Raw genomic sequence first — 22,447 nt, 5'->3', positions numbered from 1 at the left:
CTACAGGTGCGTATGTTGTTATTGTTGTTTAGGTTTACGACGCCCGTAGACCAGCCAGGTCAGCAGGACGCAAGCGATGTAAAACAGCAAAAAGATTTTCATGGCGCCCACCGGCGAGCCGGTCAAGGCCAAAGAGGTGCCAAACGCTTTTGGAATAAAGAAGCCGCCCACAGCGCCAATAGCGGAGATAAAACCGAGCGCGGCGGCGGTATCCGTCACCGCTTCGCGCTGCGCCTGCTCATCGCTCCCGCCGCGCAGTTTGACGTTGTAGAGCGTGATCTGCCGGAAGATCACCGCAATCATCTGGAAGGTAGAACCGCTGCCGAGACCCGCTGTCAAAAACAGGCCCATAAAAACAAGATAGAACGCGCTAAAGCTGCCTGCGCCGGAGCCTGGCAGCGTGAGGAATAGCAGGGCGGTAAACAGCGCCATAAAAATAAAATTAATGAGCGTGACGCGAACGCCGCCGAATTTATCGGAGATCACGCCGCCTGCCGATCGCGCCAGCGCGCCGATAAAGGGGCCAAAGAACGCCAGTTGCAGAATGTTTACATCGGGAAATTGCGTTTTGGCGAGCATGGCGAAACCTGCGGAAAAGCCGATGAATGACCCGAATGTCGCCAGGTACAACAGGCTAAGCAGCCACAGGTGCAGACGTTTTAGCACCGGCAATTGCGAGGCGACAGACGCTTTTGAACTGCCGATATCGTTCATACCAAACCAGGCGGCAAGCGTCGCGACAGCCAGTAACGGCACCCAGATCCAGGCTGCGTTAGTGAGGGCGAGCAGGGAGCCATCAGGTTGCGGCACGCCCCGGACGCCTAAAAAAGTAAATATCGGCAGAAAAATAACCAGCGGCGCAAGCAACTGCATCACACTGACGCCAAGATTTCCCAGTCCGCCGTTAATACCCAACGCGCTACCTTGTCTGGCTTTTGGAAAGAAAAAACTGATGTTGCCCATACTGGACGCGAAGTTTGCCCCCGCAAAACCGCACAACAGAGCGATGAGCATAAATACCCCGAAAGGGGTGGCAGGATTTTGCACGGCGAATCCCAGCCAGGCGCAGGGAATAATCAATATTACGGTACTTAATACGGTCCATTTACGGCCACCAAACAGTGGTACCATAAAGGAGTAGGGAACGCGTAATATTGCGCCGGAAAGAGAAGGTAGTGCGGTTAATAAAAAGAGTTGGTCGGTGGTAAAATTAAATCCAATTTTATTGAGGTTGACGGCAACAGCGCTAAACAACATCCAGACGCAAAATGCAAGGAGCAAACAACTTACTGAAATCCATAAGTTTCTTCTGGCGATGCCTTTCCCTTTATTCTCCCAGAAGGCTGGATTTTCGGGTCGCCAGTCACTCAAGAGATAACGGTTATAATTCTCGTTTTGTCGTGTCATTTTACCCCTCACATGCGCATATCATTTGAAGAAAAACACAAAAAAGAGACAGAGCGTCACGCGCTCTTTTGAGAACTTATTGAAGTTTTTTTAGAATATTGAGTGAAAGAATAGATAAAAAACCAGGCCAGCGCGGCGCGAAGAGGAGATATAATGTTTCTTAATTGTTACTATTTGTAAATTAAAAGTGATTTTTATTAAATTATTTGTGATTTTACGCAAAGAGTTCAAGCGTAATCATACGATCCAGATGGTATTTAAACGCGGGATCGGCCATTTCCGGAATACCCAGCACATACATACCGTCCAGCCCGCACACCAGTGCGATAAGCCGCCAGGCGATATCCGTGGCGTTAGCAGCAAACGTAAATTCTCCTGCCTGTTTGCCCTGCTCGATAATAGTGACCGTTTCCTCATGCCACATCTGCATCGTGAGGAGATAAGCATCTCTGATGTGCGGATCCCGGTCGGCCAGAATTTGCGCCTCTCGCCACAATTTTATGTAAGGCTCAAAGCCGCCGTCTTCGCTACCCAACATAGCGTGAAGCCGTGCACGCCAGGTGGCGGGCGGCGGAACTTGCCCGGCATCAAGCAGGGTGCGGATCAAATGGACAAAGGCCAGCGCTTTGAGCTCGCCCGCCGAGCTGAAGTGGTGATGCACCTGGCCGGCGGCGACATCGGCTTCTGATGCGATACGTCGCACCGTCATGGCGGCAAACCCCTCTGCCAGCGCCACGCGCATCGCCGCTTGCAGGATCACTTCGCGGCGTTCATCCCGGTTAAGGTAACTCATATTTTCCCCACATTAGCCAATGCGCGCAGTGTAACAAAAAGCTGGACATTCGTTCAACTTACCGTAGGATCCTGAAATTGGACAGGCGTCCAGGTTTAAGTTTTTGAAGGGAGAGTTATGTTTCGTCAGTGGTTAACGTTAGTCATTATTGTGCTGGTCTATATTCCTGTCGCCATTGATGCCACGGTCTTGCATGTCGCCGCGCCGACACTGAGTATGACACTGGGGGCCAGCGGCAACGAGTTGCTGTGGATCATTGATATTTATTCTTTGGTCATGGCTGGCATGGTGTTGCCGATGGGCGCGCTTGGCGATCGTATCGGTTTTAAACGCCTGCTGATGCTGGGCGGGACGCTCTTTGGCCTGGCGTCATTGGCGGCGGCGTTTTCGCATACCGCCAGTTGGCTTATCGCCACCAGGGTATTACTGGCTATTGGCGCGGCGATGATTGTACCGGCGACGCTGGCCGGAATACGCGCTACCTTTTGTGAAGAGAAGCATCGCAACATGGCGCTGGGCGTCTGGGCAGCGGTAGGTTCGGGCGGAGCGGCGTTTGGGCCGCTCATCGGCGGCATATTATTAGAGCATTTTTACTGGGGATCGGTTTTCCTGATCAACGTGCCGATTGTGCTGGTCGTCATGGGCTTAACCGCCCGCTATGTTCCTCGCCAGGCGGGCCGTCGCGATCAACCGCTCAATCTTGGCCATGCGGTGATGCTGATTATTGCCATTTTGCTGTTGGTCTATAGCGCTAAAACCGCGCTGAAAGGGAATTTGTCGCTGTGGGCCATCTCGCTTACCCTGCTTACCGGCACGCTGCTCCTGGGACTCTTTATCCGCACACAGCTTGCGACATCGCGTCCGATGATTGATATGCGACTATTTACCCATCGCATTATCCTGAGCGGCGTCGTGATGGCGATGACCGCGATGATCACTCTGGTGGGTTTTGAGCTGCTGATGGCGCAAGAGCTACAGTTTGTTCACGGGCTATCGCCTTATGAGGCCGGGGTATTTATGCTGCCGGTGATGGTCGCCAGTGGATTCAGCGGGCCGATTGCGGGCGCGCTGGTCTCGCGTCTGGGACTACGGCTGGTCGCGACGGGCGGCATGGCGTTAAGCGCGCTGAGTTTTTATGGCCTGGCGATGACGGATTTCAGCACCCAACAATGGCAGGCCTGGGGGCTGATGGCGCTGCTGGGATTTAGCGCCGCCAGCGCATTGCTGGCTTCCACGTCGGCAATTATGGCCGCTGCGCCGGCAGAAAAAGCGGCGGCGGCCGGCGCGATAGAAACGATGGCTTATGAACTGGGCGCGGGACTGGGCATCACCATTTTCGGCCTGTTGTTAAGCCGTAGCTTCTCCGCGTCTATCCGTCTGCCTGCCGGGCTTGAGGCGCAAGAGATTGCCAGAGCGTCATCTTCAATGGGAGAAGCCGTGCAGTTGGCAAATAGCCTGCCGCCCACGCAGGGGCAGGCAATACTGGACGCCGCCAGACACGCCTTTATCTGGTCGCATAGCGTGGCGTTAAGCAGCGCCGGGAGTATGCTTCTTTTGCTGGCGGTAGGGATGTGGTTCAGCCTGGCAAAAGCCCAACACCGATAACATAACGCCTGATGAGATAAGCGCTTAATGCGCTAGCTGGCAGGGGGAGTCCATTTCCTCAACCTCTTTACCGCTGAGGCGTGCGTATTGCCCCGTCAGTCGCCAGAAGGCAGGCTGGGTTTCGGTATAAATTTCCGCAGCCAGAATCAGCCGACGGCGATCAACTTCGTTCAGTTCCAGTAAGGTCCAGGGAATAAAATAACGATCGGTATCGGTAAGCCGAAACCACAGCGGACACCCGCAGCCGGAACAGAAGTAGCGTTCGCCGCGCGAAGAGGATGAAAAGTATGGCGGTTCCGGGGAAAGGGGGGCTAGCTGTGGTTGCCCGCAGGCTTCCAGATACATGGCTATTCCACCCGACCATTTTTGACACAGCGTACAATGGCAGGCATAGACATCCAGCATTTCGACGTCAACGGTAAAATGGCTCTGTCCGCAAAGACAACGACCAGTGAACGTCTGCACGGCATACTCCTTATGACCGAGTCTACATCAAGAGAAAAAGCCAGCCCTGAAAGGACTGGCTTTGTATTCAGACTACAACAAAATTAGAACTGGTAGTTCAGACCAACAGCAACGATGTTGTCAGTGCTGATCTGCGCAACATTTTTAGTGAAGTTGGTGTCATCCAGCAGGTTGATTTTGTAATCAACGAAGGTGGACATGTTTTTGTTGAAGTAGTAGGTAGCACCGACATCGATGTACTCAACCAGATCCTGGTCGCCGTAAGCACCCAGATCTTTACCTTTGGATTTCAGGTAAGCAATGGACGGACGCAGACCGAAGTCGAACTGGTACTGAGCAACCGCTTCAAAGTTCTGAGTTTTGTTAGCAATACCGTCGATTTTACCGAATGTGGTCATGTTCAGCGTTTCGGAGTAGGTGGTCGCCAGGTAGATGTTGTTCGCATCATATTTCAGACCAGCAGCCCACACTTCCGCATTCTGGCCAGAAGCATACAGGCCATTGGTGCCGTTGCGCACCTGACGGTCAGTACGGTCAGACTTCGCATAGGCCGCACCCACGCCAAAGCCTTCGTACTCATACGTTGCGGACAGACCGAAACCGTCGCCGTTTGCTTCTACTTCATTGTCACGATCGTTTTTGCCCTGATACTGCGCGGCAAAGTTCAGACCTTCAACCAGACCGAAGAAATCGGTGTTACGGTAGGTGGCAACGCCGGTAGCACGCTGGGTCATGAATACGTCAGTCTGGGTCCAGGTATCGCCACCGAACTCTGGCAGAACGTCGGTCCATGCGCCGATGTCGTAAGCAACACCGTAGTTACGACCGTAGTCGAAAGAACCGTAGTCAGCGAATTTCAGACCAGCGAATGCCAGACGGGTTTTGTCTTTGTCGGAACCTTCAGATTCAGTACGGTTGCCTTTGAATTCATATTCCCACTGGCCAAAACCGGTTAACTGATCGTTGATCTGCGTTTCGCCTTTGAAGCCCAGACGCGAGTAAGTTTTGTCACCATCACTTCCGTTATCATCAGAGAAATAATGCTGAGCGTGAACTTTACCGTACAGATCCAGTTTATTGCCGTCTTTGTTATATACCTCGGCTGCATTTACAACGCCTGCTGCCAACAGGGAAGTCACTGCCACTGCCACTAACTTAAGTTTCATTTTAATAATCCTTATAATTTTCTTAGCGTGTTTCCTCAACCATTGTTAAACGAGGCGTTTGTCAATGGCAGACTATTTTTAAATGACGGAGTGGCATAAGTTCAATAATAAGTTTCATAAGATTACAAATTATTTTAATTTGTGTGATCGAGATCTCCTTAATACATTTGAGAGTATTAATTCAAATAGGGACTGTCTAATAAGATATATTTTCGGAGGGGACTATTGGGCTGTTTATGGTTTTATTTTTGGTAGTAACTACTGATTATTATATGCACTAATAACAGTTGCGAGCTAACGTTAATTATATATTTGTTAATATAATTATATCATCATATTAACATATTTAACGATTTTATAAAATTCATTTTTACCAGCGCAATCCTGGTATGGCGCAGGAGGAGCACGTGAAAATGGAAAATCGTCAAATACACACAGGCGATAGATAAAAGCGTAGTTGTGTTATGAAGAGTGTCAAGGTGCAGCGGGTCGATTTAATATCAATATCGGCCCGCCCGTCGCTTAGCGCCGCCGCGTTGCCAGCCAACAAAGTAGCGAACCTACGCAAACCATGACTGCGCCTTGCCAGAAGGAGAATGACAGTGGCGAGCTGAGTAACAGCGCTGCCAGAGCAGAGGACATGACGGGGGTAAAATAAGACCCTACGGCCATGATAGTCACATTGCCATGAAGTATGCCCACATTCCATGCTGCGTAGGCAAACCCCAACGTTAATGCCGCGGTAAAAAGTTTAGCAATCACCGGTAGGCTAAATATCATGGCAGGTTGCGGCGTAAGAAAATAGTGTAACCACAGCGCCACGGCGGTGAGTAACACAAAGACGGTGATACCGTTAAAACCACGCGCATATTTATTGGTGACCGTGCAGTACGTCGCCCATATAAACGCCCCAAGAAATGCCAGTAAATAACTTAGCGGACTGGTGGCGACATTGCTGATAATTTCTCCGGGATTAAGACCATTCTCGCCCCCCAGAACCCAGCAAACGCCAGTAAGTGCAATAAGCAATCCAGGAACAATAAGCCAGTTAGTTTTTTGCCCATTAAAAAGAATGGCAAACAGAATGGTCAGGCTGGGCCATAAATAGTTAACCATGCCGACTTCGATAGCCTGATGGCGAGTGGCGGCATAACCGAGAGAAAGCGCCAGGCATATTTCATAACTGACAAACAGTACGCTGCCTGCGATGAGGTATCGCCCCGGGAAACGGCGGATATCAGGTAATCCGACGGTAAAAATCAGCAGCAGGCCGCTTAATGAATAGATCATGGCTGCGCCGCCTACCGGTCCGAGACCTTCGCTGACGCCGCGAATTAACCCAACCATCGTGCTCCACAGAACGATGGCAACAAGCCCTATTAGCGTTGCTTTTTGTGATGTCATGCTTTGTGACTGTCCTGAATACCGTGCAAAATAAACTGCCACTTATAGCACTTTTTCCGAGGGCGATGCCATGCAGTGTCATTTTTTAGTACCTCCCTGGAGTTATTGCGGTTTAAAAATAGGGCTATTTAATAGCGGAACCGTTTCAATATTGATTTGACGCAAAAAAGTTATCGATTTTGCTGTTAGTTTCCTCGCGAAGTTATACACGCATCCTGGGCTGGGGTTTTGCTGCAGTTCGAAGGAGGCGTGCATCCGTGGAAAAAAGAGGAAAGCAATGGACGTCAGCCGCAGACAATTTTTTAAAATCTGCGCGGGCGGTATGGCGGGAACAACGGTGGCCGCACTGGGTTTTACCCCTAAAATGGCCCTGGCTCAGGCGCGAAACTATAAGCTGTTGCGCGCAAAAGAGATCCGTAACTCCTGCACATACTGTTCCGTAGGTTGCGGGCTATTAATGTATAGCCTGGGAGATGGGGCAAAAAACGCGAAAGAAGCGATTTACCATATTGAAGGCGACCCGGATCATCCGGTAAGCCGTGGCGCGCTGTGCCCGAAAGGGGCCGGTTTGCTGGACTATGTTCACAGTGAAGATCGCCTACGCTATCCGGAATACCGCGCGCCGGGTTCCGACAAGTGGCAGCGCATTAGCTGGGATGACGCTTTCACTCGTATTGCTAAATTAATGAAAGCCGACCGCGACGCCAACTTTATTGAAAAGAATGAGCAGGGCGTCACGGTTAACCGCTGGCTCTCTACCGGAATGCTGTGCGCCTCGGCGGCCAGCAATGAAACGGGTATGCTGACGCAGAAGTTTGCGCGTTCTCTCGGTATGCTGGCGGTAGATAACCAGGCGCGCGTTTGACACGGACCAACGGTAGCAAGTCTTGCTCCAACATTTGGTCGCGGTGCGATGACCAACCACTGGGTGGATATTAAAAACGCCAACGTCGTGATGGTGATGGGCGGCAATGCCGCAGAAGCGCATCCGGTGGGTTTCCGCTGGGCGATGGAAGCGAAAAACAATAACGATGCGACGCTGATTGTCGTTGATCCACGCTTTACGCGTACGGCGTCGGTGGCGGATATCTATGCGCCAATACGTTCCGGTACAGACATTACCTTTCTGTCCGGCGTTTTGCTGTACCTGATCGAAAATAACAAAATCAACGCTGAATACGTTAAGCATTACACCAACGCCAGCCTGCTGGTGCGGGATGATTTTGCCTTTGATGACGGTCTTTTCAGCGGCTATGACGCCCAAAAGCGTCAGTACGATAAATCCTCCTGGAACTACCAGTTCGATGAAAACGGCTATGCCAAACGTGATGAAACGTTGACGCACCCACGCTGTGTGTGGAATCTGCTGAAGCAGCACGTTTCGCGCTACACGCCGGACGTCGTGGAAAACATCTGCGGTACGCCGAAAGCGGATTTCCTGAAGGTGTGTGAGGTGTTGGCCTCTACCAGCGCGCCGGATCGCACTACCACCTTCCTGTATGCGCTGGGCTGGACGCAACATACCGTCGGGGCGCAGAACATCCGTACTATGGCGATGATCCAGTTGCTGCTCGGCAATATGGGGATGGCTGGCGGCGGTGTGAACGCCTTGCGCGGCCACTCTAATATTCAGGGTTTAACGGATTTAGGACTGCTCTCCACCAGCCTGCCGGGCTACCTGACGCTGCCATCGGAAAAACAGGCCGATCTGCAAACTTATCTGGCAGCGAATACCCCCAAAGCGACGCTGGCCGATCAGGTCAACTACTGGGGTAATTATCCTAAGTTCTTCGTCAGCCTGATGAAATCTTTCTATGGCGATGCAGCGCAGAAAGAGAATGACTGGGGCTTTGCCTGGCTGCCTAAGTGGGATCAGTCCTATGACGTGATCAAATATTTCAACATGATGGATAGCGGGAAAGTCACCGGCTATTTCTGTCAGGGCTTTAACCCGGTGGCGTCCTTCCCGGACAAAAACAAAGTGGTGCAAAGCTTAAGCAAACTGAAGTATCTGGTCGTTATCGATCCGCTGGTGACTGAAACGTCAACGTTCTGGCAGAACCACGGCGAATCTAATGATGTCGATCCGACAACGATTCAGACCGAAGTCTTCCGTCTGCCGTCTACCTGTTTTGCGGAAGAGGATGGCTCTATCGCTAACTCCGGTCGCTGGTTACAGTGGCACTGGAAAGGTCAGGACGCGCCGGGCGAAGCGCGTAACGACGGCGAGATTCTGGCCGGTATTTACCATCGTCTGCGTGAAATGTATCGCGCAGAAGGCGGTAAAGGCGCCGAACCACTATTGAAGATGAGCTGGAACTACAAGCAGCCGGATGAACCGCATTCGGAAGAAGTGGCGAAAGAGAACAACGGCTATGCGCTGGAAGATCTCTATGACGCCAACGGTACACTGCTTGCCAGGAAAGGCCAGTTGTTGAGCAGTTTTGCATTACTGCGCGATGACGGTACGACATCCTCCTCCTGCTGGATTTATACCGGTAGCTGGACGGAGCAGGGCAACCAGATGTCCAGACGTGATAACGCCGACCCGTCAGGGCTTGGCAATACACTGGGTTGGGCGTGGGCGTGGCCGCTAAACCGTCGCGTATTGTATAACCGCGCTTCGGCGGACCCGCAGGGTAAACCGTGGGATCCAAAACGGATGCTGATCCAGTGGAACGGCGCGAAGTGGACAGGGAACGATATTCCGGACTTTAACAACGCGGCGCCGGGGAGCGGGACCAATCCGTTTATCATGCAGCCGGAAGGGCTGGGACGTCTGTTTGCTATTGATAAGATGGCGGAAGGGCCGTTCCCTGAACACTACGAGCCGATGGAAACGCCGCTGGGCACTAACCCGCTGCACCCGAATGTGGTCTCGAACCCGGCGGCGCGTCTGTATGAAGAAGATGCGCTGCGCATGGGTAAGAAGGAGCAGTTTCCGTACGTGGGCACGACTTACCGCCTCACAGAGCATTTCCATACCTGGACCAAACATGCGCTACTTAACGCTATCGCTCAGCCGGAACAGTTTGTGGAGATCAGTGAGACGCTGGCGGCAGCGAAAGGTATTGCTAACGGCGACTATGTGAAGGTGAGCAGTAAACGCGGGTTTATTCGCGCGGTCGCGGTGGTAACTCGTCGTCTTCGCACCCTGCATGTCAACGGTCAGCAGGTTGAAACGGTGGGGATCCCGATTCACTGGGGCTTTGAGGGTGTCGCGCGCAAAGGCTATATCGCCAATACTCTGACGCCAAATGTCGGTGATGCCAACTCGCAAACGCCGGAATACAAAGCGTTTTTAGTTAACATCGAGAAGGCGTAAGGGAGGCGAACATATGTCTATGGAAACGCAGGACATTATTAAACGGTCCGCAACAAACGCAATCACGCCGCCTCCGCAGGCGCGTGATTACAAAGCTGAAGTCGCGAAACTGATCGACGTCTCCTCCTGTGTCGGCTGTAAAGCCTGCCAGGTAGCCTGTTCTGAATGGAACGATATTCGCGATAACGTTGGCCATTGTGTCGGGGTGTACGATAACCCTGCCGATCTCAGCGCCAAGTCCTGGACGGTGATGCGCTTTACCGAAACCGAGCAGAACGGCAAGCTGGAGTGGCTGATTCGTAAAGATGGTTGTATGCACTGTGAAGATCCAGGCTGTCTTAAAGCCTGTCCGTCTGCCGGGGCTATCATCCAGTACGCGAACGGGATTGTTGATTTTCAATCTGAACACTGTATCGGCTGTGGTTACTGTATCGCCGGGTGTCCGTTTAATATTCCGCGCCTCAACAAAGAGGACAACCGCGTTTATAAATGTACGCTCTGCGTCGATCGCGTCAGCGTGGGCCAGGAACCGGCCTGCGTCAAAACTTGTCCGACCGGGGCTATTCACTTCGGCACCAAAAAAGAGATGCTGGAACTGGGCGAGCAACGCGTGGAGAAGTTAAAAGCGCGCGGCTTTGAACATGCCGGTATCTACAACCCGCAGGGCGTCGGCGGTACGCACGTCATGTATGTGCTGCACCATGCCAATCAGCCGGAGTTGTACCACGGCTTGCCGAAAGATCCGCAGATCGATACCTCAATCAATCTGTGGAAAGGGGCGCTAAAACCGCTGGCCGCAGCGGGCTTTATCGCCACTTTCGCCGGTCTGATTTACCACTACATCGGTATTGGCCCGAATAAAGAAACGGACGACGATGAGGAGGATCATCATGAGTAAGTCGAAAATGATTGTGCGCACGAAATTTGTCGACCGCGCCTGTCACTGGACGGTGGTGATCTGCTTCTTCCTGGTAGCGCTGTCGGGGATTTCGTTTTTCTTCCCGACGCTACAATGGTTGACGCAAACTTTCGGCACGCCGCAGATGGGACGTATTTTGCACCCGTTCTTCGGTATTGCCATCTTCATCGCGCTGATGTTTATGTTCGTGCGTTTCGTCCACCACAACATCCCGGATAAAAAAGATATTCCGTGGCTGAAAAATATTGTCGAAGTATTGAAAGGCAATGAGCATAAGGTGGCGGATGTCGGTAAATACAATGCCGGACAGAAGATGATGTTCTGGTCCATTATGAGCATGATTTTTGTGCTGCTGGTGACTGGCGTGATTATCTGGCGTCCGTATTTCGCGCAGTATTTCCCCATGCAGGTGGTGCGTTATAGCCTGTTAATTCATGCGGCGGCGGGCATTATTTTAATGCACGCGATCCTCATCCATATGTATATGGCGTTTTGGGTGAAAGGCTCGATTAAAGGCATGATCGAAGGGAAGGTCAGCCGTCGCTGGGCGAAGAAACATCATCCACGCTGGTATCGTGAAATCGAGAAGGCGGAAGCAAAAAAAGAGAGCGAAAAAGGTATTCAGTAATTCTTTCGCGATCTGATAAACAAGGCGCTATCCTCGTAGCGCCTTGTTTTCATCTGCGGCCTGTTATCAAACCTACTCAGACGACCGCAGCAAATCGTTTAACGACGGAAATCGATGACCATACGGCCACGAATTTGTCCCTGTTCCATCTCTTTAAAAATAACGTTGATATCTTCAAGCGGACGTAAAGCGACTTTTGGCACGACTTTTCCTTCCGCCGCGAACTGGAAGGCTTCGGTCAGATCCTGGCGTGTCCCCACCAACGAACCGACAACCTGAATGCCATCCAGCACCAGGCGAGGGATATCAAGGTTCATGGCTTCTGGCGGTAGCCCGACTGCCACCACGCGGCCTCCGGCGCGAACGGCATCTACTGCGGAATTAAACGCAGCCTTAGCGACCGCGGTAACCACCGCTGCGTGCGCGCCACCGGTTTTTTCCTGCACAATTTTAGCCGCATCTTCCGTACGTGAATTAATGGTCTGATCTGCGCCCATTTCCTCGGCCAGTTTCAGTTGTCCATCATTGACATCAATGGCGATCACTTTCGCATTGAAAACGTTTTTCGCGTACTGCAAGGCCAGATTACCCAGACCGCCCAGACCGTAGATGGCAATCCACTGGCCAGGTTTAATATGAGAAATCTTCACCGCTTTATAGGTGGTAACGCCCGCGCAGGTAATACTACTTGCCGCCGCAGAGTCCAGACCTTCCGGTACTTTCACCGCATAATCCGCGACGACAATACACTCTTCGGCCATGCCGCCATCTACCGTGTAACCGGCATTTTTCACGTTGCGGCATAAGGTTTCATTGCCCGTATTGCAATACTCACAGTGTCCGCATCCTTCATAAAACCACGCGACACTCGCGCGATCGCCGGGTTTCAGCGAGGTGACACCAGGACCGACTTCCGCCACGACGCCAATGCCTTCGTGTCCCAGAATAACGCCGGTTTTGTCACCGAAATCGCCGTTTTTCACGTGTAGATCGGTATGGCATACGCCGCAGCACTCCATTTTTAGCAAAGCTTCACCGTGGCGAAGGGGACGCAGCGTTTTCTCAGTAACATCAACCTGATGATCTTGTGTGACAACAGCAGCTTTCATAACCTTCTCCTTTTATTAATAGTGAACTGCATAGCAGGTAAGTAATAGCAGGTAAGGCGCTATTACCTCTTTAGGATTAATATTTCTGATGAGTTATGCAAGGCGGCAGAAATACAATGTAATAGTTTAGCCAGGATTATCCTGATAAATCCCCGTTCAATACATAAAGGTGGCTAATATTAGTAGCTTGACAAATAAGCAGGGAAAGGAATTCAGGTGTGTCGACAGACTCACCAAAACTAAAGAAGAAAGTGATATCCGGCGGCATTCACCGCCGGGTACGTATTAAATGGAAGTCCGACGGTAGTCGCGGTATTCCGGTTTCCAGAAGTTATCGTCAATCGCCTGTTGCAGCGCTTCCGCAGAGGTTTTCACCGCTACGCCTTGTTGCTGCGCCATTTTACCTACGGCAAAAGCGATAGCGCGCGACACGACCTGGATGTCTTTAAGCGCTGGCAACACTAATCCTTCGCCGTTATTCACCAGCGGAGAATGTTTCGCCAGCGTCTCACTGGCTGACATCAGCATTTCATCAGTAATGCGCGATGCGCCGGAAGCGATAACCCCAAGTCCGATGCCGGGGAAAATATAGGCGTTATTACATTGTGCGATCGGATAAACCTTATCTTTCCAGATGACCGGCGAGAATGGGCTGCCGGTTGCCACCAGCGCGTTGCCTTCCGTCCAGGCGATAATGTCCTGTGGCGTGGCCTCCACGCGAGAGGTGGGATTAGAGAGCGGCATGACGATCGGGCGAGGGCAATGCTTATGCATCTCGCGGATGATCTCTTCAGTAAAGAGCCCGGTCTGGCCGGAAACCCCGATCAGAATATCCGGCTTCACGTTACGCACCACATCCAGCAGCGACAACACGTCATTTTCGGTATCCCAGTGCTGGAGATTGTCGCATTTCTGCACCAGTTTTGCCTGGAACGGCAATAAATTAGGCATCCGGTCCGTCAACAGGCCGAAGCGATCAACCATAAAAACGTTCTGTCGAGCGGCATCTTCGCTTAAACCTTCACGCTGAGTCTGCGCGATGATCTGTTCAGCAATCCCACATCCGGCGGAACCCGCGCCGAGGAAAACGATTTTCTGCTCGCTAAGCTGACTGCCGGCAGCGCGGCTGGCGGCGATCAACGTACCGACGGTCACGGCTGCGGTGCCCTGAATATCATCGTTAAAGGAGCAAATCTCATCACGATAGCGCGTCAACAGCGGCATTGCGTTTTTCTGCGCGAAATCTTCGAACTGTAGCAGGATATCTGGCCAGCGCTGCTTAACGGCCTGAATAAACTCATCGACAAACGCATAATACTCATCGTCGGTAATGCGCGGATGACGCCAGCCCATGTAGAGCGGATCGTTGAGTAACTGTTGATTGTTGGTGCCGACATCCAGCACAACGGGAAGGGTATAGGCCGGACTAATGCCGCCGCAGGCTGTGTATAATGACAGCTTACCGATAGGGATCCCCATCCCGCCGATGCCCTGATCGCCAAGCCCCAGAATCCGTTCGCCATCCGTCACCACAATAACTTTAATGTTGTGGTTAGGCACATTCTGCAAAATGTCGTCCATATTGTGACGGTTCGGATAAGAGATAAATACGCCGCGCGCCCGGCGATAAATCTCAGAGAAGCGCTCACAGGCCGCGCCCACGGTCGGGGTATAGATAACCGGCATCATCTCTTCAAGATGGTTTTGCACCAGTCGATAAAAGAGCGTTTCGTTGGTATCCTGGATGTTACGCAGGTAAATATGCTTATCGATTTCTGTTTTAAACCCCTGATACTGGAGCCAGGCGCGTTCGGCCTGTTCTTCAATCGACTCGACGACCTCTGGCAGCAGCCCTGACAAATTGAAGTTGCGGCGCTCTTCTACGCTAAAAGCGCTGCCTTTGTTTAACAGGGGGAATTCCAGCAATACAGGGCCAGCGTAAGGGATATAAAGGGAACGTGCTTTCTTGGTTGTAGTTTCCATGTTACTCACTCTTTTTCGAATAACTGTCCCTGGCACCGTCGTTTATCATCATATATTGCCTTCCACCAGGGAACCGACCCTGAGTATAAAGCATTGTGAGACGTTAAGGTCATTCCTATAAACAAAAACACCATTGCAGATGCAATGGTGTTTAACGTCATTTCAGGACTGTACGATTACTTTTGGCTATCGGCGCGGCGCTTTCTGCCGGTTGGGTTATTCACCACGCTGCTGGTGTCGCCTTCAGTAACAACCTTACGCTGGTTGGAAATTCTGTAATCCAGTCCAAGTATATGACGAGCCTGACGGTTCGATTTCATGTTAACTCCTCAATCCTGTTGCTAGTTTTAAGGACAAATTCGCTTACGCGAAAGAAACGTAACCCCTAAGGTTGCCGATACAGCATAGCAGGTTTTACAGAGTCGGGTGCTGCCCGCTTACCACATAGTTGATGGTCTGCTGGTAGATGTCACTGAGGATGTCATTGTCGGAAGCCTCAACCCATTTGGTCAGCTCCATTAAAATATCATCTTCAGTGACAACGCCTAACTCCGCGCGTAATCCTTGTTCAATCGCGTTGACCAGGGCCGGTTGTGCTGCTGAGGTATTTGCTGAGTGATAAGTAAACATATAATGCCTCCGTGAACATGTATTTATTTAGTACGGCTCGCAGAAAATTAATTCGTATTCAGCATGGCAAATATTTTTGCGGCTGTGGTTAAGATTAGTCCTGGAGTTATTTTAACGCAAGGCGCAACTCTAATTGTTTACCCCTGAAGAAAATATATTACGTTTGCCAATTACATATCCTCATACAAATAGTGGTCAATTAATATACATTTAAAAGGCTACTTATTGTGATTTTTATCCTTTATTACAACGAGATAAGACAAATCTTAATTTGAATGAAAATATACATAATGGAATACGCCTCCGGAAGAAAAAGTAAGGATAAAAGGAGGGATATATTCTTTAAAGAAAGGGAGGCCTGTTGGTTTAATATTCATCACTGAAAAAGCATACAACTATTTTCTATATCTGAAGTGCGGGTAATCGACAACATGCTACCTCCATCGGCATGGACAACGCAGATTTGCAGCATGGTCTATACTTTATTTTTTGAGCCAACAGGAGAGCAAAAATGACAATCCATAAGAAAGGTCAGGCACACTGGGAAGGCGACATCAAACGAGGTAAAGGCACTGTATCAACAGAAAGCGGCGTGCTTAATCAACAACCGTATGGATTCAATACCCGGTTCGAAGGCGCGCAGGGAACCAACCCGGAAGAGCTAATTGGCGCCGCACATGCGGCCTGTTTCTCCATGGCGCTATCACTCATGCTGGGAGAGGCTGGATTTACGCCGACATCCATTGACACCACCGCTGACGTATCGCTTGATAAGGTGGAGGCGGGCTTCGCCATTACCAAAATTGCGCTACAAAGCAAAGTTGCGGTAGCAGATATTGATGCTTCAACTTTCGATCAAATCATCCAGAAAGCAAAAGCCGGGTGCCCGGTATCGCAGGTTCTGAATGCGGAAATCACCCTCGACTACCAGCTTAACGCATGATAACCTCGCCAGCCCGGTAACGATGGGTTGATCGGGCTGATGAATATACATTCAGACGGAGGGCTCGCTCCCGGTCTATCTGAATTCCTGCCGCATTTCTATCACCTCAACGCGCCGTAGACCACATCAGTGGCTATTGTCGTGGTCTACTTTTTCGCCCTAAAATCTGCTCGCCATGTTGCTTTATTCATCAAACATCAAAATCAGTCAACGTAAATATCAATAATAGCCATATCACGGAGGGTGATCTTTATTCCTGAGAGAGGTGGGGTATTATTTTCTGCGTTCTACATTAACGGGTTAACGCGCAGATGTAGAGGTTATTTATATAATTATTGGAGCAACAACAATGAATAAATTCTCCCTTGCTACAGCAGGTATTATCGTGGCAGCGCTGGTAACCAGTGTTAGCGTGAATGCGGCAACAGATACTACTAAAACAAACGTTACGCCTAAAGGTATGAGCTGCCAGGAGTTTGTTGACCTCAATCCGCAGACGATGGCGCCAGTCGCTTTCTGGGTGCTGAATGAAGATGAAGATTTTAAAGGCGGGGACTACGTTGATTTCCAGGAAACTGAGACGACAGCAGTGCCGCTAGCCGTTGAGCTTTGTAAGAAAAACCCGCAGAGTGAATTAAGCAAAATAAAAGACGAAATCAAGAAAGAACTCTCAAAATAAGAGTAAACTGATATCAAAACCCGGCCTGTGTGTCGGGTTTTACTATTTGTGACACCGTCACAAATAACATCTTCCATTTCTTCTACCAATCACGTGGTATTGCACTATTTTCATTAGAGCCCTTTCACTATATGGAGACCTAATGAAAATTTTACCGCTGGCACTCTTTATCATTCCTTTTCTGGCCGGATGCGGCGCCAATAATACGCCGCCGCAAACGCCTATTCCTGGGGAAAAAACCTCTGCCAAATTACGTACCCTGGAAACAGGCGCGGCGGCTATTCAATCCAGACCACCTGTCGATGCCATCAGTACCTACCTTGACGGGTTCCATTTTTATAGCGGTGATAAAAACGGACAGATGGAAGCGCACCATTACGTTACCGTCCTGAACGAAGATGTCATGCAGGCGGTGATTTACGACGGCAATACGAAAAACGCGCGCCTCATGGGGGTGGAGTACATTATCAGCGAACGTTTATTTAAAACGCTTCCTCCCGAGGAGAAAAAACTGTGGCACAGCCACCAGTACGAGGTGAAATCCGGTAGCCTGGTGGCGCCTGGCTTACCGCAGGTCGCTGATAAGGCGTTGATGAGTAAGATTGTTAATACTTATGGCAAGACCTGGCACACCTGGCATACCGACCGGGATAAAACCCTGCCAATGGGTATCCCTGCGCTGATGATGGGCTTTACTGGCGACGGGCAGCTTGACCCCGCGCTGCTGGCCGATCGGGATCGCCGTCTGGGAATTGATACCCAGGCCATTAAACGCGAGCGGCAGGATCTGCCTGAGCATCCCGTTGTTAAGGGGGCTAACGCCTGGGAGCAGGGGGAGGTTATCCAGCTACAGCGTGTTCAGGGCTCTGGCGAACACGGGCGAGGCGATACCGCGCACTTCGGTACATCTGAGCAATCCCGACAATAATTCGACGATTTTACACGCAGATAGGAAAAAGAATGCCTGTTAAGTGACAGTGTCACGTAAAAATTAGCCCCATAGTCTATGCTTGTTTTTCGGATGCTGTAGAGGTTATGGGTTAAACGGAGCGACAAATGAGTTCAAAAATTTTTTGCAAAAGCTGGGGAGCTGAATATATCGCCGCTGATGTCGTCCGCTTTCGTCTTTGGGCCACCGGTCAGCAAAAGGTTATGCTCAGGCTTGCGGGTAAAGACCAGGAAATGCAGGCGAACGGTGACGGCTGGTTTACGCTGGACGTCTCCGGGGTGATGCCAGGTACGGAGTATAACTTTGTACTCAGCGATGGCATGGTGGTCCCCGATCCGGCTTCCCGCGCCCAAAAAACTGACGTCAACGGTCCGTCATATGTGGTTGATCCAGGCAGCTACGCATGGCGCAACACCGGGTGGAAAGGTAGCCGTTGGGAGCAGGCCGTGGTGTACGAGATGCATACAGGCACGTTCACTCCGGAAGGCACCTTCCGCGCCGCAATAGCGAAGCTGCCTTATCTCGCTGAACTTGGCGTTACCGTTATTGAAGTGATGCCCGTTGCGCAATTTGGCGGCGAGCGCGGCTGGGGCTATGATGGCGTACTGCTTTACGCGCCGCATTCTGCCTATGGGACGCCGGATGATTTCAAAGCGTTTATTGACGCCGCGCATGGGTATGGTCTTTCCGTCGTCCTGGATATTGTGCTGAACCATTTCGGCCCGGAGGGAAATTATTTACCGCTTTTGGCGCCGGCGTTTTTCCACAAAGAGCGCATGACGCCGTGGGGAAATGGTATCGCCTATGATGTCGACGCCGTGCGGCGCTATATCATCGAGGCGCCGTTATACTGGCTGACAGAATACCATCTCGACGGCTTACGCTTTGACGCTATCGATCAGATTGAGGACAGTAGCGCCAGGCATGTGCTGGTTGAAATCGCACAACGTATTCGGGAAGACATTACCGACAGGCCCATTCATCTGACTACCGAAGATAGCCGCAATATTATTTCTCTGCATCCCCGTGATCAGGGTGGCAATGCGCCGCTGTTTACCGCCGAATGGAATGACGATTTTCATAATGCCGTCCACGTTTTTGCGACCGGAGAGACCCAGGCCTACTACAACGATTTTGCTGATGCCCCGGAAAAACACCTCGCAAGAGCGCTGGCCGAAGGATTCGCTTATCAGGGAGAAATTTCACCGCAAACCGGCGAACCTCGCGGCGTAAAAAGTACCGGACAACCCCCGGTCGCTTTTGTGGATTTTATTCAGAATCACGATCAGGTCGGTAACCGCGCCCAGGGCGACAGACTGATAACCCTGGCGGGCGCTGAACGAACAAAAGTATTGCTCGCCACGTTGCTGCTTTCACCGCATATTCCGCTGCTTTTTATGGGCGAAGAGTATGGCGAAAGCCGTCCTTTTCTTTTTTTTACCGATTTCCATGGGGATTTAGCCCGCGCCGTTCGTGAAGGTCGCGCAAAAGAGTTTGCCGATCATGCAGGGGAGAATGTTCCGGACCCGAATGCGCCAGAGACCTTTCAACGCTCAAAACTTAACTGGAAGCAACAGCACAGTGAAGAGGGTAAAGCGTGGCTGGCGTTTACCCGCGAACTACTGCTTTTGCGCCAGAAGCATATCGTGCCGCTGTTGTCCGCTGCCCGTGAGAGCTCAGGAACGGTATTGCAAACCGCGCCCGGATTTATTGCCGTTAGCTGGCGTTTTCCGGGAGGAACACTGTCACTGGCGCTGAATATTAGCGCCACGACGGTATTGCTGCCCGATTTACCGGGTAAGACCCTCTTCGCCTGGCCGAATGAATCCACCGGGTCGCTTTCCCAACATTCTCTTATTGTCCGCTTAGCCCAGGGAGAGTCTGCATCATGATCCCAACTGCAACGTATCGTCTTCAGTTTCGCAATGGCATGACCTTCGACCGCGCTGCGGCGCTGGTGCCTTACCTTAAAAATCTGGGTATCAGCCATCTTTATGCCTCACCCATTTTTACCGCCACCAAAGCGTCAACGCATGGTTATGATGTCACCGATGCGAATGAGATTGAGCCTTCTATTGGCGGGCGCGAAGGATTTGAAAGACTGGTGGCCGAACTTAAAGCGCAAGGGCTGGGATTGATCATCGATATTGTGCCTAATCACATGGCCAGCTCGCTGGAAAACGCCTGGTGGCGCGATGTGCTTGAATATGGCAAGGAGAGCCGTTACGCGCGCCATTTCGATATTGACTGGTCGCGCCGACTGACGCTGCCTTTTTTAGGCGACACGTTTGACGCCGTGCTGGAAAACGGAGAAATTGCGATCAAGCCCGATCCCGCTACGGGTAAACCCGCGTTCGCCTATTATGATAACTATTATCCGCTTGCGCCGGCGACATGGCAGGGGCGCGAGGCCGAAATACTGGCGCTTACCGATAAAGCCGCTATTGCTGATTTGCATGAGCGCCAGCCGTGGAAATTAATGTCCTGGCGCGATGCCGCTCGCTCGCTTTCGTATCGGCGTTTCTTTGAGGTCACAGGGCTGGTAGGAATGCGGGTGGAAGATAAAACCGTCTTCGACGATACACATCGGCTGATTCTGGAGCTGGTCAGAACGGGGGCGGTTGACGGTTTACGTATCGATCATATCGACGGCCTTGCCGATCCGAAAGCCTATCTTGCACGTTTACGTCAGGAAGTGGGGCCGGCGTGCTATATCACCGTGGAAAAAATTCTCGCTAAAGGCGAGCAGCTTCCTGATGACTGGCCGGTTTCCGGCACCACAGGCTATGAATTCATCGCCTCGCTGGCGGAGGTGCTGGTTGACGATGAGCAGATAGACAATTTGCGCCAGGCTTACGAGACCGTTAAAGGCGCGCCAGTGGATATGCGGGCGGAATTACGGGCGGCTAAATTGCTGATGGTCGATCGCAATTTCGAGGGGGAATTTACCCGGCTGCTCGCGCTTGCGCTGTCGATTGCCAGCGAGCTACAGATCGCACAGGAAGAGAGCGTCGTTCGGCAGGCGTTACGCGAGTTATTAATTGCCTTTCCTGTATATCGCACTTACGGCACGGCAGAAGGGCTACCGCCGACCGATATTTGCCTGTTACACCGTATTGTGGAACGGGTAAAGACGCTTGAAAACCCTCCGCAGCCAGAAGCGCTTACATTTCTGAGCCGCCTTCTTACCGGCGATGTTCCCACCTCCAGCCAGGAGGAGGCGACACAGTTTCGCGTTCGGTTCCAGCAACTCACCGGTCCGCTGATGGCGAAATCGGTAGAGGATACGCTTTTCTTTCGTCAAAACATGGGACTGGCGTTAAATGAAGTTGGCGCCGAGCCCGTCACGCATCACTTCTCCATCGAACGCTTTCACCATGAGATGAAAACCCGACAGGCGCGACAGCCTGATGCGTTATCCGGTACGTCGACCCACGATACCAAGCGAGGCGAGGATGCGCGAGCACGCCTGTATACGCTTACCGAAGCGCCGGAACAGTGGAGCGAATGCCTTGCCCGCTGGCGGCAGATGAACCAGACCCATGTCAAATTTTTGAATGATGGCACTGCGCCAAAATCGGCGGATACGTGGATGTTATATCAGGCGCTGACCGGCGTCTGGCCCCCGATGCTACAACCACAGGACGAAACAGGTTTAAACGCGCTGAAAATACGCTTTGAAGCCTTTGTGGAGAAAGCGCTACGCGAAGCGAAGCTACGTACCGATTGGGTGGACAGTAATGAGGCTTACGAAACGGCAATGCTTGATTACGCCCGTTATTTACTGGCGCCGGATAATCAGACATTTTTGCAGGATTTTTATCGTTCCTTGCAACCCTTCATCCGCGCAGGGCTGGTTAACAGCCTGACGCAGACCGTTATCAAATTAACCGCGCCGGGAGTACCTGATATCTATCAGGGAAGCGAGGCGTTGAATTTTAGTCTTGTCGATCCCGACAACCGCCGCGAACCGGATTTCGCCACGCTGGCGCAGCAGTTAGACCAACTGACGCCGGGAGTTTTCTCGCGCGAAGAGAGTTGGCTGAACGGGCAGGTGAATCAGTATGTCACCGCTGCATTACTGCGTTTGCGTCAGCAGAATCATGAGCTCTTCCGTTTTGGCGACTATATACCGCTGCGGGCTGTTGGCCAGCGTGCCGACAAGGTCATCGCTTACGCCAGAGTCAATCATGATGATGCGCTGATTGTTGTTGCGCCCCGACTGGTGTTCGCCGAATGTGACGGCTTATTGTCACAATCGCATAGCGGTTTCTGGGCAGGAACCGACATTATTATACCCGGACAGCTTAATCAGCATCGTTATCGCAATGTGCTTACCCAGGAGAGGTTAATGCCTGGTGAACGCCTGTCGTTGGCCTCACATCAGGGCGGCGTACTGGTTTTAATGAGCGACTGAGTTTATGTGTTGATGTGCCGTGACA

Annotated in this window: 18 protein-coding genes; 9 read left to right on the top strand and 9 right to left on the bottom strand. The window is 51.5% G+C overall.

From position 1 onward, the window contains the following. Nucleotides 1-18: 18 nt before the first annotated feature. Nucleotides 19-1,407, bottom strand: a complete 1,389-nt coding sequence (locus HV477_RS01730; RefSeq protein ID WP_023207800.1) for a NarK family nitrate/nitrite MFS transporter — start codon at nucleotides 1,405-1,407, stop codon at nucleotides 19-21. A 214-nt stretch (nucleotides 1,408-1,621) separates the two neighbouring features. Beyond that, nucleotides 1,622-2,200 carry a TetR family transcriptional regulator gene (locus HV477_RS01725; protein WP_023231475.1) on the bottom strand — a complete coding sequence of 193 codons (579 nt, stop codon included), beginning with the start codon at nucleotides 2,198-2,200 and terminating at the stop codon, nucleotides 1,622-1,624. Between the two features lie 117 nt (nucleotides 2,201-2,317). Here HV477_RS01725 and smvA point away from each other — a divergent pair, with 117 nt between their 5' ends. After that, nucleotides 2,318-3,805, top strand: a complete 1,488-nt coding sequence (smvA, locus tag HV477_RS01720; protein ID WP_079898811.1) for a methyl viologen efflux MFS transporter SmvA — start codon at nucleotides 2,318-2,320, stop codon at nucleotides 3,803-3,805. A gap of 24 nt (nucleotides 3,806-3,829) precedes the next feature. On the opposite strand, the gene HV477_RS01715 is transcribed toward smvA, so the two are convergent. From HV477_RS01715 to yddG, 3 genes are all read right to left on the bottom strand, one after another. After that, on the bottom strand, nucleotides 3,830-4,210 hold the full coding sequence (locus HV477_RS01715; protein WP_014343841.1) for a GFA family protein: 381 nt from the start codon (nucleotides 4,208-4,210) through the stop codon (nucleotides 3,830-3,832). 143 nt (nucleotides 4,211-4,353) lie between these two features. Next, nucleotides 4,354-5,436, bottom strand: coding sequence for a porin OmpD (gene ompD / locus HV477_RS01710; protein ID WP_079898812.1), 1,083 nt, complete (start codon nucleotides 5,434-5,436; stop codon nucleotides 4,354-4,356). 522 nt (nucleotides 5,437-5,958) lie between these two features. Then, nucleotides 5,959-6,840 carry an aromatic amino acid efflux DMT transporter YddG gene (gene yddG, locus HV477_RS01705; protein ID WP_000203799.1) on the bottom strand — a complete coding sequence of 294 codons (882 nt, stop codon included), beginning with the start codon at nucleotides 6,838-6,840 and terminating at the stop codon, nucleotides 5,959-5,961. Between the two features lie 277 nt (nucleotides 6,841-7,117). Here yddG and fdnG point away from each other — a divergent pair, with 277 nt between their 5' ends. The 3 genes from fdnG to fdnI are packed head-to-tail and all read left to right on the top strand — an operon-like array spanning nucleotide 7,118 to nucleotide 11,712. Beyond that, a complete protein-coding gene (gene fdnG, locus HV477_RS01700; RefSeq protein ID WP_001574320.1) occupies nucleotides 7,118-10,165 on the top strand; it encodes a formate dehydrogenase-N subunit alpha in 3,048 nt (1,015 codons plus the stop codon). A 13-nt stretch (nucleotides 10,166-10,178) separates the two neighbouring features. After that, nucleotides 10,179-11,063 carry a formate dehydrogenase subunit beta gene (gene fdxH, locus HV477_RS01695; RefSeq protein ID WP_000061599.1) on the top strand — a complete coding sequence of 295 codons (885 nt, stop codon included), beginning with the start codon at nucleotides 10,179-10,181 and terminating at the stop codon, nucleotides 11,061-11,063. After that, a complete protein-coding gene (gene fdnI, locus HV477_RS01690; protein ID WP_000045658.1) occupies nucleotides 11,056-11,712 on the top strand; it encodes a formate dehydrogenase-N subunit gamma in 657 nt (218 codons plus the stop codon). The genes fdxH and fdnI overlap by 8 nt, the downstream gene beginning before the upstream one ends. Nucleotides 11,713-11,810: 98 nt before the next feature. On the opposite strand, the gene adhP is transcribed toward fdnI, so the two are convergent. The 4 genes from adhP to bdm form a co-directional block, all read right to left on the bottom strand. After that, the gene (gene adhP / locus HV477_RS01685; RefSeq protein ID WP_079898813.1) at nucleotides 11,811-12,821 is read right to left on the bottom strand and encodes an alcohol dehydrogenase AdhP; all 1,011 of its coding nucleotides are present in this window, start codon (nucleotides 12,819-12,821) and stop codon (nucleotides 11,811-11,813) included. Between the two features lie 285 nt (nucleotides 12,822-13,106). Further along, nucleotides 13,107-14,804 (bottom strand): NAD-dependent malic enzyme, encoded by a 1,698-nt coding sequence (locus tag HV477_RS01680; RefSeq protein WP_000450511.1) that lies wholly within the window; start codon nucleotides 14,802-14,804, stop codon nucleotides 13,107-13,109. A gap of 176 nt (nucleotides 14,805-14,980) precedes the next feature. Continuing rightward, nucleotides 14,981-15,124: a stationary-phase-induced ribosome-associated protein gene (gene sra, locus HV477_RS01675; RefSeq protein WP_000841559.1), complete on the bottom strand. Its 144-nt coding sequence runs from the start codon at nucleotides 15,122-15,124 to the stop codon at nucleotides 14,981-14,983. 94 nt (nucleotides 15,125-15,218) lie between these two features. After that, entirely contained in the window at nucleotides 15,219-15,434 is a 216-nt protein-coding gene (gene bdm / locus HV477_RS01670) for a biofilm-dependent modulation protein (RefSeq protein ID WP_000495700.1), read from the bottom strand. Between the two features lie 511 nt (nucleotides 15,435-15,945). Here bdm and HV477_RS01665 point away from each other — a divergent pair. The 5 genes from HV477_RS01665 (at nucleotide 15,946) to treY (ending at nucleotide 22,422) form a co-directional block, all read left to right on the top strand. After that, nucleotides 15,946-16,377: an OsmC family protein gene (locus HV477_RS01665; RefSeq protein ID WP_000152297.1), complete on the top strand. Its 432-nt coding sequence runs from the start codon at nucleotides 15,946-15,948 to the stop codon at nucleotides 16,375-16,377. A gap of 349 nt (nucleotides 16,378-16,726) precedes the next feature. Further along, nucleotides 16,727-17,056, top strand: a complete 330-nt coding sequence (hdeB, locus tag HV477_RS01660; RefSeq protein ID WP_001032161.1) for an acid-activated periplasmic chaperone HdeB — start codon at nucleotides 16,727-16,729, stop codon at nucleotides 17,054-17,056. Nucleotides 17,057-17,198: 142 nt separating this feature from the next. Next, nucleotides 17,199-17,984 carry an OBAP family protein gene (locus tag HV477_RS01655; protein WP_000698598.1) on the top strand — a complete coding sequence of 262 codons (786 nt, stop codon included), beginning with the start codon at nucleotides 17,199-17,201 and terminating at the stop codon, nucleotides 17,982-17,984. A gap of 128 nt (nucleotides 17,985-18,112) precedes the next feature. Further along, complete coding sequence (gene treZ, locus HV477_RS01650) at nucleotides 18,113-19,897, top strand: malto-oligosyltrehalose trehalohydrolase (protein WP_079898814.1); 1,785 nt, start codon at nucleotides 18,113-18,115, stop codon at nucleotides 19,895-19,897. Next, nucleotides 19,894-22,422 (top strand): malto-oligosyltrehalose synthase, encoded by a 2,529-nt coding sequence (gene treY, locus HV477_RS01645; protein ID WP_079898815.1) that lies wholly within the window; start codon nucleotides 19,894-19,896, stop codon nucleotides 22,420-22,422. Before treZ ends, treY begins: the two co-directional genes overlap by 4 nt. The last annotated feature ends 25 nt before the right edge of the window (nucleotides 22,423-22,447 follow it).

This window comes from Salmonella sp. SG203 (assembly GCF_013350575.1).
In the GTDB taxonomy this organism is placed as follows: Bacteria; Pseudomonadota; Gammaproteobacteria; order Enterobacterales; family Enterobacteriaceae; genus Salmonella; species Salmonella enterica.
This window is presented reverse-complemented; position numbering and strand designations above follow the sequence as displayed.